12 protein-coding genes are annotated in these 15,626 nt (G+C 61.3%); 7 read left to right on the forward strand and 5 right to left on the reverse strand.

Annotation, left to right across the window (positions count from 1 at the left end; all coding sequences use genetic code 11):
- The first annotated feature begins 17 nt into the window (after positions 1-17).
- The 5 genes from fadA to PSH81_RS07620 all read left to right on the forward strand — a co-directional run bounded on the left by fadA (position 18) and on the right by PSH81_RS07620 (position 5,323).
- Positions 18-1,193 carry an acetyl-CoA C-acyltransferase FadA gene (fadA, locus tag PSH81_RS07600; protein WP_192298624.1) on the forward strand — a complete coding sequence of 392 codons (1,176 nt, stop codon included), beginning with the start codon at positions 18-20 and terminating at the stop codon, positions 1,191-1,193.
- A gap of 96 nt (positions 1,194-1,289) precedes the next feature.
- A complete protein-coding gene (locus PSH81_RS07605; protein ID WP_028619417.1) occupies positions 1,290-1,526 on the forward strand; it encodes a DUF1653 domain-containing protein in 237 nt (78 codons plus the stop codon).
- Between the two features lie 114 nt (positions 1,527-1,640).
- Positions 1,641-4,262, forward strand: coding sequence for a type I DNA topoisomerase (topA, locus tag PSH81_RS07610; RefSeq protein WP_192298625.1), 2,622 nt, complete (start codon positions 1,641-1,643; stop codon positions 4,260-4,262).
- 175 nt (positions 4,263-4,437) lie between these two features.
- Positions 4,438-4,959 carry a DUF6586 family protein gene (locus PSH81_RS07615; protein ID WP_192298626.1) on the forward strand — a complete coding sequence of 174 codons (522 nt, stop codon included), beginning with the start codon at positions 4,438-4,440 and terminating at the stop codon, positions 4,957-4,959.
- Positions 4,960-5,089: 130 nt separating this feature from the next.
- Entirely contained in the window at positions 5,090-5,323 is a 234-nt protein-coding gene (locus PSH81_RS07620; RefSeq protein WP_305392755.1) for a hypothetical protein, read from the forward strand.
- Between the two features lie 197 nt (positions 5,324-5,520).
- On the opposite strand, the gene sulA is transcribed toward PSH81_RS07620, so the two are convergent.
- Both sulA and lexA read right to left on the reverse strand, forming a co-directional pair.
- On the reverse strand, positions 5,521-5,997 hold the full coding sequence (gene sulA, locus PSH81_RS07625) for an SOS-induced cell division inhibitor SulA (protein WP_192298627.1): 477 nt from the start codon (positions 5,995-5,997) through the stop codon (positions 5,521-5,523).
- Between the two features lie 13 nt (positions 5,998-6,010).
- Positions 6,011-6,619, reverse strand: coding sequence for a transcriptional repressor LexA (gene lexA, locus PSH81_RS07630; protein WP_003172575.1), 609 nt, complete (start codon positions 6,617-6,619; stop codon positions 6,011-6,013).
- Positions 6,620-6,871: 252 nt separating this feature from the next.
- Here lexA and PSH81_RS07635 point away from each other — a divergent pair, with 252 nt between their 5' ends.
- Both PSH81_RS07635 and nagZ read left to right on the forward strand, forming a co-directional pair.
- Entirely contained in the window at positions 6,872-7,579 is a 708-nt protein-coding gene (locus tag PSH81_RS07635; RefSeq protein ID WP_192298628.1) for a TetR/AcrR family transcriptional regulator, read from the forward strand.
- A 145-nt stretch (positions 7,580-7,724) separates the two neighbouring features.
- Positions 7,725-8,735: a beta-N-acetylhexosaminidase gene (gene nagZ, locus PSH81_RS07640; protein WP_305392265.1), complete on the forward strand. Its 1,011-nt coding sequence runs from the start codon at positions 7,725-7,727 to the stop codon at positions 8,733-8,735.
- A 112-nt stretch (positions 8,736-8,847) separates the two neighbouring features.
- Here nagZ and PSH81_RS07645 read toward each other — a convergent pair whose 3' ends face one another.
- The 3 genes from PSH81_RS07645 to mfd are packed head-to-tail and all read right to left on the reverse strand — an operon-like array spanning position 8,848 to position 15,578.
- Positions 8,848-11,538, reverse strand: a complete 2,691-nt coding sequence (locus PSH81_RS07645) for a DEAD/DEAH box helicase (protein WP_305392266.1) — start codon at positions 11,536-11,538, stop codon at positions 8,848-8,850.
- A gap of 9 nt (positions 11,539-11,547) precedes the next feature.
- Positions 11,548-12,117: a CsiV family protein gene (locus tag PSH81_RS07650; protein ID WP_192298631.1), complete on the reverse strand. Its 570-nt coding sequence runs from the start codon at positions 12,115-12,117 to the stop codon at positions 11,548-11,550.
- Between the two features lie 11 nt (positions 12,118-12,128).
- Positions 12,129-15,578, reverse strand: a complete 3,450-nt coding sequence (gene mfd, locus PSH81_RS07655; protein ID WP_192298632.1) for a transcription-repair coupling factor — start codon at positions 15,576-15,578, stop codon at positions 12,129-12,131.
- Positions 15,579-15,626: the final 48 nt, after the last annotated feature.

Here is a 15,626-nt window from a genome sequence, read left to right on the forward strand (position 1 = left end):
CTAGAGCGAGACTATTTATGAGCTTGAATCCAAGAGACGTGGTGATTGTCGACTTCGGTCGCACGCCAATGGGCCGCTCCAAGGGCGGCATGCACCGCAACACTCGTGCCGAAGACATGTCGGCACACCTGATCAGCAAATTGCTGGAACGCAACGTCAAGGTTGATCCGAGCGAAGTCGAGGACGTGATCTGGGGCTGCGTCAACCAGACCCTGGAGCAGGGTTGGAACATCGCGCGCATGGCGTCGCTGATGACCCAGATCCCGCACACTGCGGCCGGCCAGACCGTCAGCCGCCTGTGTGGCTCGTCGATGAGCGCGCTGCACACCGCTGCGCAAGCGATCATGACCGGCAACGGTGATGTATTCGTGGTCGGCGGCGTGGAGCACATGGGCCACGTCAGCATGATGCACGGCGTCGATCCGAACCCGCACATGTCGCTGTACGCGGCGAAAGCCTCGGGCATGATGGGCCTGACCGCAGAAATGCTCGGCAAGATGCACGGCATTACCCGCGAAGCCCAGGATGCGTTCGGCCTGCGTTCCCATCAGCTCGCCCACAAGGCGACGGTGGAAGGCAAGTTCAAGGACGAGATCATCCCGATGAACGGCTATGACGAGAACGGTTTCCTGAAACTGTTCGACTACGATGAAACCATTCGTCCGGACACCACCCTGGAAAGCCTGGCGGCCTTGAAGCCGGCGTTCAATCCAAAGGGCGGTACCGTGACGGCGGGCACTTCGTCGCAAATCACCGACGGTGCTTCGTGCATGATCGTGATGTCGGCGCAGCGTGCCCAGGACCTGGGTATCCAGCCGCTGGCGGTGATCCGTTCGATGGCAGTGGCGGGTGTGGACCCGGCAATCATGGGCTATGGTCCAGTACCGGCCACACAAAAAGCCTTGAAGCGCGCGGGCCTGACCATCAACGACATCGACTTCTTCGAGCTCAACGAAGCTTTCGCCGCACAGGCCTTGCCAGTGCTGAAAGATTTGAAAGTACTCGACAAGATGAATGAGAAGGTTAACCTGCACGGCGGCGCGATTGCCCTGGGCCACCCATTCGGTTGCTCCGGTGCGCGTATCTCCGGCACTTTGCTGAACGTGATGAAGCAAAATGGCGGCAACCTCGGGGTTGCAACCATGTGCATTGGTCTCGGCCAAGGCATTTCCACCGTCTTCGAACGCGTCTAAGCGTTGGGTTGACGGAAGCCGGGGCCCAGTGCCCCGGTTTTTGTTTTTGGGCAGTTTCGTATTTTTTTTCAACAAATTTTGTAAGAGGGGCAGAGCATGAAAGTCGAACCAGGGCTCTACCAGCATTATAAAGGTCCGCAGTACCGTGTTTTCAGTGTGGCGCGGCATTCCGAGACCGAAGAAGAAGTGGTGTTCTACCAAGCACTGTATGGGGATTACGGCTTTTGGGTACGCCCATTGAGCATGTTCGTGGAGACCGTCGAAGTTGACGGTGAGCAGGTCCCGCGCTTTGCTTTGGTCCAGGCCGAACCCAGTCTTTTTTCAGGGCAATAACGGCTGGTCGCGCGGAATGCTGCGCTTGACCTCACCTTGTTGCCACTATATATAGCGTTGCCGCGACAGGCGCCAACTGCCTTTCACTTCTCGAATTCAGGAATTTTCCGATCCATGGGCAAATCGCTGGTCATTGTGGAATCCCCGGCTAAGGCCAAGACCATCAACAAGTACTTGGGTAACGAGTACGTGGTGAAGTCGAGTATCGGCCATATCCGAGACCTGCCCACCAGCGGTTCGGCTAGCGCCAGCAAGGAGCCTGCCGCCAAGCGCGGCAAGGCGGCTGCGGGCGAAGGTCCGGTGCTCACCCCTAAAGAGAAGGCGCGCAAGCAGCTGGTCTCGCGCATGGGTGTGGACCCGGATCATGGCTGGAAGGCCAAGTACGAAATCCTTCCGGGCAAGGAAAAGGTCATCGAAGAGCTGCGCCGGCTCGCCAAGGATGCCGACACCATCTATCTCGCAACGGACTTGGACCGCGAAGGGGAAGCCATTGCCTGGCACCTGCGGGAAGCCATTGGCGGTGATGACAGCCGCTACAAGCGTGTGGTGTTCAACGAAATCACCAAGAAAGCCATCCAGGAAGCCTTCTCCAAGCCGGGCGAGCTGGACATCGACCGCGTCAACGCCCAGCAGGCCCGTCGCTTCCTCGACCGCGTCGTGGGTTACATGGTCTCGCCGCTGCTGTGGGCCAAGATCGCTCGCGGCCTGTCCGCCGGCCGTGTGCAATCGGTTGCGGTAAAACTGGTGGTGGAGCGTGAGCGCGAGATCCGTGCGTTCATTCCTGAAGAGTATTGGGAAGTCCACGCCGACCTCGGCACCGCCAAGGGCGCCAACGTGCGCTTTGAAGTGGCCCGCGAGAAAGGCGAGGCCTTCAAGCCGCTGAACGAAGCCCAGGCCATGGCCGCGCTGGAGAAGCTCAAGGCTTCCAGCTACAGCATCGTCAAGCGTGAAGACAAACCGACCAGCAGCAAGCCGTCGGCGCCGTTCATCACTTCCACCTTGCAACAGGCCGCGAGCAACCGCCTGGGCTTTGGTGTGAAGAAGACCATGATGATGGCCCAGCGCTTGTACGAAGCCGGCTACATCACTTACATGCGTACTGACTCCACCAACCTGTCGCAAGACGCGGTGGCGATGGCGCGTACTTATATCGAAGGCGAGTTCGGCAAGAAGTACCTGCCGGAGAACCCGAACGTCTACAGCAGCAAGGAAGGCGCACAGGAGGCTCACGAAGCGATTCGTCCTTCCGACGCCAACACCACGCCGGCCAAGCTGACCGGCATGGAGCGCGACGCTGAGCGCCTCTACGAGCTGATCTGGCGCCAATTCCTGGCCTGCCAGATGCTGCCGGCGCAATACCTGTCCACCACGGTGACTGTTGCGGCTTCCGACTTCGAGCTGCGTGCCAAGGGCCGTATCCTCAAGTTCGACGGCTACACCCGTGTGATGCCGCAAATCGCCAAGCCAGGCGATGACGACGTGCTGCCGGACATGGCCCAGGGCGACACGCTGAAACTGATCAAGCTCGATCCGTCCCAGCACTTCACCAAGCCGCCGGCCCGTTACTCGGAAGCCAGCCTGGTGAAAGAGATGGAAAAACGCGGTATCGGTCGTCCTTCGACTTATGCGGCGATCATCTCGACCATCCAGGATCGTGGCTACGTTGCGCTGCACAACCGTCGTTTCTACTCGGAAAAGATGGGCGACATCGTTACCGAGCGCTTGTCCGAGAGCTTCTCCAACCTGATGGACTACGGCTTCACCGCCGGCATGGAAGAGAACCTCGATGACGTCGCCCAGGGCGAACGCGACTGGAAAAACGTGCTGGACGAGTTCTACGGCGACTTCAAGAAGAAGCTCGAAGTGGCCGAAAGCCCGGAGCACGGCATGCGCGCCAACCAGCCGGTGATGACGGACATCCCGTGCCTGACCTGCGGCCGTCCGATGCAGATCCGGACCGCGTCCACTGGTGTTTTCCTCGGTTGCTCGGGCTACAGCCTGCCGCCGAAAGAGCGCTGCAAGGCCACGGTCAATCTGGTGCCGGGCGATGAAATTGCGGCTGACGACGAGGGTGAATCCGAGTCGTTGGTGCTGCGTGGCAAGCACCGTTGCCCGATCTGCAGCACGGCGATGGACGCCTACCTGCTGGACGAGAAGCACAAGCTGCACATCTGTGGTAACAACCCTGATTGCAACGGCTACGAGATTGAAGAGGGCACTTACCGCATCAAGGGCTATGAAGGTCCGAGCCTGGAGTGCGACAAGTGTGGCAGCGAGATGCAGCTCAAGACCGGCCGTTTTGGCAAGTTCTTCGGTTGCACCAATCCGACGTGCAAGAACACCCGCAAACTGCTGAAGAGCGGCGATGCGGCGCCACCGAAGATGGACCCGGTGAAGATGCCCGAGCTCAAGTGCGAGAAGGTCAACGACACTTACATCCTGCGTGATGGTGCTTCGGGCTTGTTCCTGGCTGCCAGCCAGTTCCCGAAAAACCGCGAGACCCGTGCCCCGCTGGTGCTGGAGATCGTGCCGCACAAGGATGAGATCGATCCTAAGTACCACTTCCTGTGTGAAGCGCCGAAGAAGGACCCGGATGGTCGCCCAGCCGTGATCCGTTACAGTCGCAAGACCAAGGAGCAGTACGTGCAGACCGAAGTGGACGGCAAGCCTACCGGCTGGAAAGCGTTCTACGACGGCGGCAAGTGGAAGGTCGAAGACAAGCGCCAGGGCGCTTGATCGACTAACCTGTCGGAGTTGTAGGAACGGGCTTGCTGTGGCGAGGGAGCTTGCTCCCGCCGGACTGTGCAGCAGGCCCAAGCTTTGGGTGCGCTGCGCGCCCCAGCGGGAGCAAGCTCCCTCGTTACATTACAAAACCAGCATCAAGCCTCATTTCGTTGTGGAGACTGCCGTTATGGCCAACGAACTCTATACCCGTACCAATCAGAAAATTTACTTTGCGGGTTTGTCGCTGGAGGCCCTTGGCCGTGCCGAGGACGGGAAGGAGATGAATGCCATCGCGTTGGTCCAGGCGGGGCGTGAAGCGGCGTTGTTCCACCTGTACGGTGCTTTGCTGGGGCTGTGCCATGAAATCGCCGGGTTCTATCGCTTGCCCCAGGCCGGTTCGCCCCGCGCAGAAATGATCATGAACCGCGAGGTGCTGGAAACCATGGCCATCCCTGAGCTGGCCGAACTGGTGGAAATGGCCCAGAGCCCCGACAGTTGGGTGGCGCGCCTGCTCAAGGCCCATGCCGATATGTTCCAGCCTCCGCGCGTCCCCCATGTGCCCAAGGGCGATGTGACCCAGCCGCTGATCGTGGCAGTTGCGTTGGAAGAAGACGAGCCCAAGCCGTTGAGCCGGCAGGAGCTGGAAAGCTGGCGTCAGGACCTGAAAAAAATGGCACTGCGGTTTCGCGAAGGCTTGAACGAGTGCTGATGTACCCCCACTGTTTAGCTATGCAGCAGAGCGCGCCGTTCATCATGCTGTAAAGAAACCTCTTCAGATCCTCAGCGGGGCCGGGTGGATGACTGATATAATCCCGGCCTTTCGTGGAGAACTGACTTTTATGCCAACGTCCTTTCTGGAAATTGTTGAACTGCCTGACGGCCGAATCGAGCTGCGCCGGGCTGAGGACGAGGGTTCTCTGGTGACTTTGGACTTTTCCGAAGACGCAAAAGCGTTCCTGCAAGGCCAGCACGTGGAAGTGGCAAAAGCCATGTTGAGCGTTGGTGTGCAGATGGCAGGGCGTCTGGCGGAAGGCGAACCGGAGAAGAATGATGGGCCGCGGGTTCTTCATTAAGAACCGAACTGCAGTGTAGAGAGCGGGCTTGCCCCGCGCTGGGCTGCGAAGCGGCCCTAAATAGATTGATGCGGTCTATCAGGCATTCCACGGTGCCTGGTTTTGGGGCTGCTTCGCAGCCCAGCGCGAGCAAGCTCGCTCGCCACAACAAGCTCTCTGGCCACAGTGAGCGCGCCCACCACAGCCCAGCCTGTGACTTATCCCAATCGAATATTCAAGCTCTGAGCATCGCCCACGCGCGCTGCGCTGACCAACTGTTGCTTGGCGCTGGCATTCAGTGGATTCAACCAGCTCACCACCGTATGGCTACGGCCCAGGCGTAACGCTTCGCACGTCAACTGCTGCGCACTTTGCGCGCCACGTGGTTGCAGCAGCAGGATGCGCTCGCGGTTGAGGCCGGCGTCCCGCAGCCAGGCCTGGGTCAGGCTGGCGGGCGGGGCGATCAACGTCAACCAACGGGCGTCGTCCTGTTCTTCGCTGAGTTCGCGCAGGATTGGCGCCAGCAGGCTCAGGCAGCTCCCGGCCGCACCGCGCAACGACAATTCACTGAACGCCTCGGGCTCGGCGCTCCAGGGCGCCTCGACCGTTTCCTTGAGGATAGGCGCAAGGGGTTGGGCCATGAAGGCCTCGAACAGCGACAGTTGTGTGTGTTGTGGGGTGTGCACGAGCTGCATGATGATGCCTCCTTTAGCGGCGAATGACGCCGACGCTCAAGCCTTCGATCACCAGGTCCTGATCTTTCAGGTTCACTTCAATCGGTGCGAACTCAGGGTTCTCGGCCAGGAGCCAGACCTTGCTGCCTTCGCGCTTGAAGCGTTTTACGGTGACTTCATCGCCGATACGGGCGACGACGATCTGGCCATTACGGGCTTCGCGGGTGGTGTGGACGGCCAGCAGGTCGCCATCGAAAATGCCCACGTCCTTCATGCTCATGCCATGGACCCGCAACAGGTAGTCGGCGCGAGGATGGAAGAAGGTCGGGTTGATGTTGCAGGATTCCTCGACATGCTGCTGTGCCAGGATCGGCGCACCGGCGGCGACGCGGCCGATGATCGGCAGTGTCGATTCGTCGGCCTTGGCTTCGAAGCCAGGGATGCGAATGCCGCGTGAAGCCCCCGGGGTCATCTCGATCGCGCCTTTGCGGGCGAGGGCCTTGAGGTGTTCCTCGGCGGCGTTGGGGGACTTGAACCCCAGTTCCAGCGCAATTTCCGCTCGTGTCGGCGGGTAGCCGTTGTCATCGAGGCAGCGCTTGATAAAAGCCAGAATCTCAGCTTGGCGTGGCGTCAGTTTTAGCATGTTGATCGCTCTGTCTTTTTATACAGTGACTGGGATTATATACAGTGAACTGCGCTTGGCAATCATCCTTTTCTGTCGCTCCGCTGGACGGTCATTCGTCACTCCTCCTACAAGCCGGAGATAGCGCTGCCTACAGACCAGGAAGGATGTGATTAAATAGATGACTGACCGGCCGGAAAACGGACCCTCAGGGTTGACAAGACACACCCTGAAACGTATGTTTCAAACAAGTGTTTGTCAGGCGGAGTAGTCATGGCCCAGTCGGAAACCGTTGAACGCATTCTCGATGCTGCCGAGCAGTTGTTCGCGGAAAAAGGATTTGCTGAAACTTCATTGCGGCTGATCACCAGTAAGGCCGGGGTCAACCTCGCTGCAGTGAACTACCATTTCGGCTCGAAAAAAGCCCTGATCCAGGCCGTATTCTCGCGCTTCCTGGGGCCATTCTGCGCCAGCCTCGACCGTGAGCTGGAACGCCGCCAGACCAAGCCTGACAACAAGCCAAGCCTGGAAGACCTGCTGGAGATCCTCGTCGAGCAAGCGCTGGTGGTGCAGCCGCGCAGCGGCAACGACCTGTCGATCTTCATGCGCTTGCTGGGCCTTGCGTTCAGCCAGAGCCAGGGCCACCTGCGGCGGTATCTGGAAGACATGTACGGCAAGGTATTCCGTCGTTATATGTTGCTGGTCAACGAAGCCGCCCCGCGCATCCCGCCGATCGAACTGTTCTGGCGTGTGCACTTCATGCTCGGCGCCGCAGCATTCAGCATGTCCGGGATCAAGGCGCTGCGGGCGATTGCCGAGACCGATTTTGGCGTAAATACCTCCATCGAGCAGGTCATGCGCCTGATGGTGCCATTCCTCGCCGCCGGCATGCGTGCCGAAACCGGCGTGACCGACCAGGCCATGGCTGCCGCGCAATTGCGCCCGCGCAGCAAATCCACCCCGGCTGTCGCCAAGGTTTGACCGTTCCGGGTGTGCGCGGCCGCTTGCATCCGCTAAGCTAGCCGCCCATGCCGAATTCAGCTATCTACTCGCAACCCGTTGTGTTCACCATGCCAATCGCATCGGGTGAGGGCAACGGGTTGTGTGCGTTATTTAAGGAAGGTTTATGACTGCTGCCCTGCAAGGTTCTTTGATGGTCGACGTTGCCGGTACCTGGCTGACGGCCGAGGATCGCCACCTGTTGCGCCAGCCTGAAGTGGGCGGCCTGATCATTTTTGCGCGCAACATCGAGCATCCGCGCCAGGTACGCGAATTGAGCGCGGCGATTCGTGCGGTGCGCCCGGACCTGCTGCTGGCGGTCGACCAGGAAGGCGGTCGCGTGCAGCGTCTGCGCCAGGGTTTCGTACGCCTGCCGGCCATGCGTGCGCTGGCGGACAACCCCAACGCCGAATACCTGGCCGAGCAGTGCGGCTGGATCATGGCCACTGAAGTGCTGGCCGTGGGCCTCGACCTCAGCTTCGCTCCGGTGCTGGACCTGGATTACCAGCGGAGCGCCGTGGTCGGCACCCGTTCTTTTGAAGGCGACCCCGAGCGCGCCGCCGTGCTTGCCGGGGCTTTTATCCGTGGCATGAATAGCGCCGGTATGGCCGCCACCGGTAAACATTTCCCAGGGCACGGTTGGGCTGAGGCCGATTCCCACGTTGCCATTCCCAATGACGAGCGCAGCCTGGAACAGATTCGCGCCAATGACTTGGTGCCTTTCGCACGCCTGAGTCAGCAGTTGGCGGCAGTCATGCCGGCCCACGTGATCTACCCGCAAGTCGATGCCCAGCCCGCAGGGTTTTCGCGGCGCTGGTTGCAAGACATCCTGCGCGGCGAGTTGCAATTTGATGGGGTGATTTTCAGCGATGACCTGTCCATGGCCGGTGCCCATGTGGTCGGCGATGCGGCCAGTCGGATCGAGGCGGCGCTGACGGCGGGTTGCGACATGGGGCTGGTGTGTAACGATCGCGCGGCGGCGGAGTTGGCACTGACTGCTGCCCAGCGGATGAAAGTGACGCCGTCGGCCCGCATCGCGCGGATGCGCGGGCAGGCGATTGCTTCGACAGATTACAAGCAAGACCCGCGCTGGTTGGTGGCGCTGACTGCGTTGCGGGATGCGCAGTTGATCGGCTGAATACCGTGGTGCGGCCATCGCAGGCAAGCCAGCTCCCACATTCGACCGAGTGCCTGTTTTGGAAGGTGCTCAACCTGTGGGAGCGGGCTTGCCCGCGATAGCGATCTACAGCTCAGCGCTTATCTTGCTTATTCGGCAACGGCGCAAACAACGCCTCAATATCCTCGTTCCCCAACTGCCAATCCCCCGTCGTGCGGCCATCCAGCACGCCGGCCGCCAGGTCGGACTTTTCCTTTTGCAGATGTTGGATTTTCTCCTCCACTGTGCCCCGTGCAATCATTTTGTAAACGAACACCGGCTTCTCCTGGCCAATGCGATACGCACGGTCGGTGGCCTGGTTTTCCGTGGCCGGGTTCCACCACGGGTCGTAATGGATCACCGTGTCGGCTTCGGTGAGGTTCAACCCCACGCCACCGGCCTTGAGGCTGATCAGGAAAATCTGCAGCTTGCCGCTTTGGAAGTCCCTCACCGGCGTGCGCCGATCCCGGGTCTGGCCGGTCAGCAGGGCGTAGGCGATGTCGCGTTTCTTCAACTCGACTTCGATCAGGCTGAGCATCGAGGTGAACTGCGAAAACAACAGGATCCGTCGCCCTTCGGCAAACAGTTCTTCGAGCATTTCCAGCAGGCTGTCGAGCTTGCCTGAGCTGCTGCCGCGGGCGGGCAGGGCGGCGTCGTTGACCAGGCGCAGGTCGCAGCAGACCTGGCGCAACTTCAGCAGCGCTTCAAGAATGATGATCTGGCTACGCGCCACGCCCTTGCGGGTGATTTCATCGCGCACTTTCTTGTCCATGGCCAGGCGCATGGTTTCGTACACGTCGCGCTGGGCTTCGTTGAGATCGACCCAGTGGATGATCTCGGTCTTGGGCGGCAACTCCGTCGCCACTTGTTCTTTGGTGCGGCGCAGCAAGAAGGGTTTGATCCGACCGTTAAGGTGCTGCAATCGCACCTCGCTGGCGCGCTTTTCGATCGGCACGCGGTAATCACGGTTGAAGCTTTTCACGTCACCCAGCCAGCCCGGCAGCAGGAAGTGGAACAGCGACCACAGCTCGCCCAGGTGGTTTTCCAGTGGCGTACCGCTCAGGCACAGGCGCTGCCGTGCGTTCAGCTCACGCGCCGCCTGGGCGGCCTTGCTGTTGGGGTTCTTGATGTATTGGGCTTCATCGAGGATCAGCACGTGCAAGGGCTGGGCGGCAAGCACTTCGATGTCTTTGGGGAGCAGGGCATAGGTGGTCAGCAGCAGGTCATAGTCCTGCAAGCTGGCGAAATGTTTCTTACGCCCGGCACCGTAAAGTGCCAGAACTTTGAGTTGCGGGGTGAAGTGCGCAGCCTCATCGAGCCAGTTGGGAATCAGGCTGGTGGGCATCACCACCATGCAGGGCCGATCCAGGCGCCCGGCAGCTTTCTCGGTGAGAATATGCGCAAGGGTTTGCAGGGTTTTGCCCAGGCCCATGTCGTCCGCAAGAATGCCGCCGACATCGAGCTGACGCAGCGACTGCATCCAGCTCAAGCCTTCCAGTTGATACGGGCGCAAGGTCGCGTTCAGCCCGTCTGGCGCCACACAGCTGAAATCCTTGATGTCCCGCAGGCGCTGGGCGAAGTTGCGGATCTTCTCGCCGCCCTCCCATTGCAGCGGCAGGTCTTCCAGCGGGTTCAAGCGGATTGCATCCGCCTTTGCCAGGCGCAACGTTGTGGTGCCGGGTTCCTGTAGGTAAAACTCCCCGAGGGTTGCCAGCACCGGTTTCAAGCGGCCGTAGGGCAGCGCCACTTGCAGCGGGCCGTGGCCGTTGGGCAGGCCGGGGATGTTCACCAGGATCAGCTCATCGTCGCGGCGTCGCGCAAGTTTCTCCGGGTTGAGGATCTCGGTGTGGGAGCGCATCAGGTTCAACAAGATCGGCAGCAAGCTCAGGCGTTCGCCGTTGACGATAATTCCCAGTTCCAGGTCGAACCAGTCGCGCTCCGGCCCTTCATCGACGGTGGCGTACCAATCGTCGACGGCGCTCAGGTCAAAGCCGAAATCCTCGTCGATCTGCAACTCCCAGCCCTCGGCGCGCAAGGTGGGCGACGCATTGAGGGTGAAGTTCAGCCAGGCACTGTCATTGACCATCTCGAACAGCTCACCGGCACTTTCCGGCAAGGCTTTGCTCTGGCGGGTTGCGATCTTGAAACCCAACAGGCGCAGTTGCTCGCGATACGGTTGCTCCAGCTCCGGATGCCGCTTGATCCGCAGGCTCTGGGTGTCCTGACGGACGATGATGTCGGCGTTCTTCTGCCCGCTGACATAGTTGCCCAGGTAGTTGAACGACAGTGCCGCGCGGTGCTGGATATAGCGCTGCATCTTGCCATTGCGCGGTTCAAAGGCGCTGAACTCGACGCTGGCCAGCCACAGGCGCGGCACCGGCAGCACATCCTCCATGAGCACTTGCGGCAATACCACGCGGTTATCCAGCACGGCCTGGAGTTTTTCCAGCAGCTCGGCATCCTGGGCAGCTGCGGGGTAGTCCAGGGTTTCCTGGACCTTGAGCAGCACTGCTGCGATGTGTTTGCAGTTGGTGTGCACCGGGCAGGTACAGCGGCTGTCGACGAGGATCAGCGTGCCCTTGGCCGACTCGCGCAACGAGATGGTCTGCCGGTAGACGTTGCCGCCCGAACCCAAGCAACTGGCGATGATGGTGCTGTCGCCGGACTCGACGATGCGCACGCGATTCTCCAGGGCATAACGCCGCCCGCGCTCCAGGCTCTGCTCTTTAAAGCGATTGGCCCATGACGGAGCCAGGGGTTTGGTCAATTGCGACGTCAGGGGCATGGCGCTGGATCAGTCCTGAATGTCAGGCGGTGGTGCGCTGGGTGGCTTGGCGGTCAGCGAAGTGATCTTGATCAGCAAGGCCAGGTGGCCGCCGTCCAGGTAGTTGAGCTGGTTGTTCTTGGTGCGCACGTCGGTCTGGCTCAGATGTTCGCTGGCGATCACGCTGCCGTTGCTGTCGAACCTGTTGAGCCAGAAGTCGGCGTCGATGTCGGTGAAACGGCCCAATTGCAGGTTCAGTACACCTTCGATGGGGAACTGGCCGAACTGTTCCTGGCCGTCGGTGATCGCGACCTTTACCGGTTGCTCGCCGAGGTTTTGCTCCCAGGCCTTGTGCACCAGCACGGTGTAGCTGTTGTCGGCGCGCAGCTTGTCGACAATATTGCTCAGGCGTGGCGGGCTCATTTTATCGGCGTTCAGATGCATCGCCCCGGCATCCCAGTTTTCCGGCGCGGCGCGGCTGTTGAGCGGCGGCTCCGCATTCTGGCGCACCAGGATCATTTCCACCTGGTACGGGCTGTCGGCGAACGCCGACGGGGCCACGACCAGCAACAGCAGGCTCAGGGTGCGGAACAGGCGCATGACGGCGTCCTTCAAACAGATTTCGGGATGAGGCGCTCAAACAGCGCCTCCAGGGTATTAAAGCGTTCTTCGGCGCGCTCCATTGGCACCATGAACTTGAACAGCGTAGCCCCTTCGAACTTGTAGCGGTTGGGCTGGCCCTGGATCAGTTTGATCAGCACCAGCGGGTCCACCGGCGTCTGCGCTTCAAACTCGATACGCCCACCTTGCGGCCCGGCGTCGACCTTCTTGATCCCCAGTTGCTCGGCCTGCAATTTGAGCAGGGTCAGGCGTACGAGGTTCTTGGTCGGTTCCGGCAGCAGGCCGAAGCGGTCGATCATCTCCACTTGCAGGTCCTTGAGGCCTTCTTCATCGGTAGCCGAAGCGATGCGCTTGTACAGGATCAGTCGCGCATGCACGTCGGGCAGGTAGTCCTCGGGAATCAACGCTGGCAAGCGCAGGTTGATCTCCGGACCACCGCCCAGCGGCTGATCGAGGTTGGGTTGTTCGCCCTTGCGGATGGCTTTCACCGCGCGTTCGAGCATCTCCATATACAGCGTGAAACCCACCGCTTGGATCTGCCCGCTCTGGCCGTCGCCCAGCAGTTCGCCGGCGCCACGGATTTCCAGGTCGTTGGTGGCCAGTACAAAACCAGCGCCCAGGTCCTGGGTGTTGGCGATGGCCTCCAGGCGCTTTTCCGCGTCGGAGGTGATCTGTTGGCGCGGCGGCGTCAGCAAGTAGGCGTACGCCTGGTGGTGGCTGCGCCCGACCCGGCCACGCAGTTGGTGCAGTTGCGCCAGGCCGAACTTGTCGGCCCGCTCGATGATGATGGTGTTGGCGCTCGGTACGTCGATGCCGGTCTCGATGATGGTGGAGGCGATCAGCACGTTGAAGCGCTTGTGGTAGAAGTCGCTCATCACCTGTTCGAGTTCACGTTCGCGCATCTGCCCATGGCCGATGGCGATACGCGCCTCCGGCACCAGCTCGGCGAGGTCGGCTGCGCATTTCTCGATGGTCTTCACGTCGTTGTGCAGGTAATACACCTGCCCGCCGCGCAGCAGTTCACGCAGCAGCGCTTCCTTGACCGTGCTTTTGTTCTGCTCCATCACAAAGGTGCGCACCGACAGGCGGCGCGCCGGCGGCGTGGCGATGATCGACAGATCGCGCATGCCCGACACCGCCATGTTCAGCGTGCGCGGAATCGGCGTGGCGGTGAGGGTGAGGATGTCGACTTCGCTGCGCAGGGCCTTGAGCTGTTCTTTCTGGCGCACACCAAAGCGGTGCTCTTCGTCGATGATCACCAGGCCCAGGTTCTTGATTTTCACGTCGTCCGACAGCAGCTTGTGGGTGCCGATCACGATGTCGATCTTGCCTTCGGCCAAATCGGCGACGGCGGCATTCACTTCCTTGGCCGACTTGAAGCGGCTCATCACTTCCACGGTCACCGGCCAGTCGGCGAAGCGGTCGCGAAAGCTGTTGTAGTGCTGTTGGGCGAGCAGGGTGGTGGGCACCAGGATCGCCACCTGGCGGCCGCCGTGTACCGCAATGAAGGCGGCGCGCATGGCCACTTCGGTCTTGCCGAAGCCCACGTCGCCGCAGACCAGGCGGTCCATCGGCTTGGGTGCGAGCATGTCGGCACGCACCGCTTCGATGGTGGTTTGCTGGTCTGGGGTTTCTTCGAAGGGGAAGCCGGCGCTGAAGGTGGCGTAGTCGGCTTTCGGGTCGGCGAACGCATAGCCTTCGCGGGCGGCGCGGCGGGCATAAATGTCGAGCAACTCGGCGGCCACGTCGCGCACTTGTTCGGCGGCCTTGCGCTTGGCTTTCTGCCAGGTCTCGGAGCCCAGGCGGTGCAACGGTGCCAGCGCGTCGTCGCTGCCGGTGTAGCGCGCGATCAGGTGCAGGTTGGCCACCGGCACGTAGAGCTTGGCGCCCTCGGCGTATTCCATGGTGAGGAATTCTGCGGCCTGGTTGTCGATCTCCAGGGTTTGCAGGCCGAGATAACGCCCGACACCGTGGTCGATATGCACCACCGGCGCGCCTTCGCGCAGTTCGGTGAGGTTCTTGATTACCGCGTCGTTGTTGGCGTCGGCGCGTTTTTCACGACGGCGGCGCTGCATCACGCGTTGGCCGAACAGCGGGCTCTCGGCGATCAGTGCCAGGGCCGGGTCGTCCAGCAACAGGCCTTCATCCAGCGGCGCGATGGTAATCGCCAGGCGGTCTTTGCCTTTGACGAAATCCGGCCAGCTGTCGACAGTTTTCGGCCGCAGTTTCAGGCGTTCGAGCAGTTCCAGCAGCACTTCACGGCGGCCGGCGGATTCGGCGGTAAACAGCACGCGGCCAGGGAAATCGCCGAGGAAGTTGGACAGCGCTTCCAGTGGCTGGTTGGCCTTGGCTTCAATCGCCAGGTTGGGCAGCGCCTGCGCGGGAAAGCGCTCGCGGCCACTGCCAGCGTCCACGTCCTGCTGGCTGGCGACCACGCGCGGCCAGTTTTTCAGGCGGGCGAAGCAGTCTTCCACCGGCAGGAACAACTCGGCGGGCGGCAATAAAGGCCGGGACGGATCGACGCGGCGTTCTTCGTAGCGGTTGCGCACGTCGTTCCAGAAGTTTTCCGCCGCTTGCTCGATGCCTGGCAGGGAGAACACCTGGGTGTCCTGGGGCAGGTAATCGAACAGGGTGGAGGTTTCGTCGAAGAACAGCGGCAGGTAGTACTCGATACCAGCGGGTGTAATCCCGCTGCTCAAGTCCTGGAAGATCGGGCAGCGGCGGAAGTCGACGTCGAAGCGTTCACGGAAGCGCGCCTTGAAGCGGGTGACCGCATCCTTTTGCAACGGGAATTCCCGCGCGGGCAGCAACTTGATCGAATCGACTTTATCGATGGAGCGCTGGTTTTCCGGATCGAAGGTGCGCAGGGTCTCGATTTCGTCATCGAACAGGTCGATGCGATACGGCAACTTGCTGCCCATCGGAAACAGGTCGATCAGCGCGCCACGTACGGCGAACTCACCGTGCTCGTACACCGTGTCCACGCAGCGGTAGCCGCTGGCTTCCAGGCGCGTGCGCATCTGCTCCACGTCGAGCTTCTGGCCGACATCCAGCACCAGGCTGCTGCCCAGCAGGAACTTGGTCGGCGCCAGGCGGTGCAGGGCGGTGGTGATCGGCACCACCAGCACGCCGTGGGCCAGTTCCGGCAGGCGGTACAGGCTGGCGATGCGCTGGGAGATGATGTCCTGGTGCGGCGAGAACAGGTCGTAGGGCAGGGTTTCCCAGTCGGGAAAATGCAGCACCGGCAAATCGGGGGCGAAGAAGCTCAGCTCCTGCTCCAGCCGTTCGGCGCTTTGGCTGTCGGCGGTGAGCAGCAGGGTAAAGCGCTTGGCTGCGCTGGCAGCCTCGGCGATGGCCAGGCTCAGGGCGGCACCGGGCAGGTTGCCCCAGTGCTGTTTGCCTGCCGCAGCAGGGAGAAGCGGTAGACGCAGGACGGGCACGGAAGGTTGAGCTCCAAGCGTTGCGACAAAGTCGGTAATTGTAACGGG

Source organism: Pseudomonas sp. FP2335, assembly GCF_030687535.1.
Lineage (GTDB): Bacteria > Pseudomonadota > Gammaproteobacteria > Pseudomonadales > Pseudomonadaceae > Aquipseudomonas.

Bases quoted from the DNA above. Each gene is read 5' to 3' on its own strand.
- PSH81_RS07645 (WP_305392266.1), bottom strand. From the start codon at position 11,538: ATGCCCCTGACGTCGCAATTGACCAAACCCCTGGCTCCGTCATGGGCC.
- PSH81_RS07605 (WP_028619417.1), top strand. From the start codon at position 1,290: ATGAAAGTCGAACCAGGGCTCTACCAGCATTATAAAGGTCCGCAGTAC.
- nagZ (WP_305392265.1), top strand. From the start codon at position 7,725: ATGACTGCTGCCCTGCAAGGTTCTTTGATGGTCGACGTTGCCGGTACC.
- topA (WP_192298625.1), top strand. From the start codon at position 1,641: ATGGGCAAATCGCTGGTCATTGTGGAATCCCCGGCTAAGGCCAAGACC.
- fadA (WP_192298624.1), top strand. From the start codon at position 18: ATGAGCTTGAATCCAAGAGACGTGGTGATTGTCGACTTCGGTCGCACG.
- PSH81_RS07620 (WP_305392755.1), top strand. From the start codon at position 5,090: ATGCCAACGTCCTTTCTGGAAATTGTTGAACTGCCTGACGGCCGAATC.
- PSH81_RS07615 (WP_192298626.1), top strand. From the start codon at position 4,438: ATGGCCAACGAACTCTATACCCGTACCAATCAGAAAATTTACTTTGCG.
- PSH81_RS07650 (WP_192298631.1), bottom strand. From the start codon at position 12,117: ATGCGCCTGTTCCGCACCCTGAGCCTGCTGTTGCTGGTCGTGGCCCCG.
- sulA (WP_192298627.1), bottom strand. From the start codon at position 5,997: ATGCAGCTCGTGCACACCCCACAACACACACAACTGTCGCTGTTCGAG.
- lexA (WP_003172575.1), bottom strand. From the start codon at position 6,619: ATGCTAAAACTGACGCCACGCCAAGCTGAGATTCTGGCTTTTATCAAG.
- PSH81_RS07635 (WP_192298628.1), top strand. From the start codon at position 6,872: ATGGCCCAGTCGGAAACCGTTGAACGCATTCTCGATGCTGCCGAGCAG.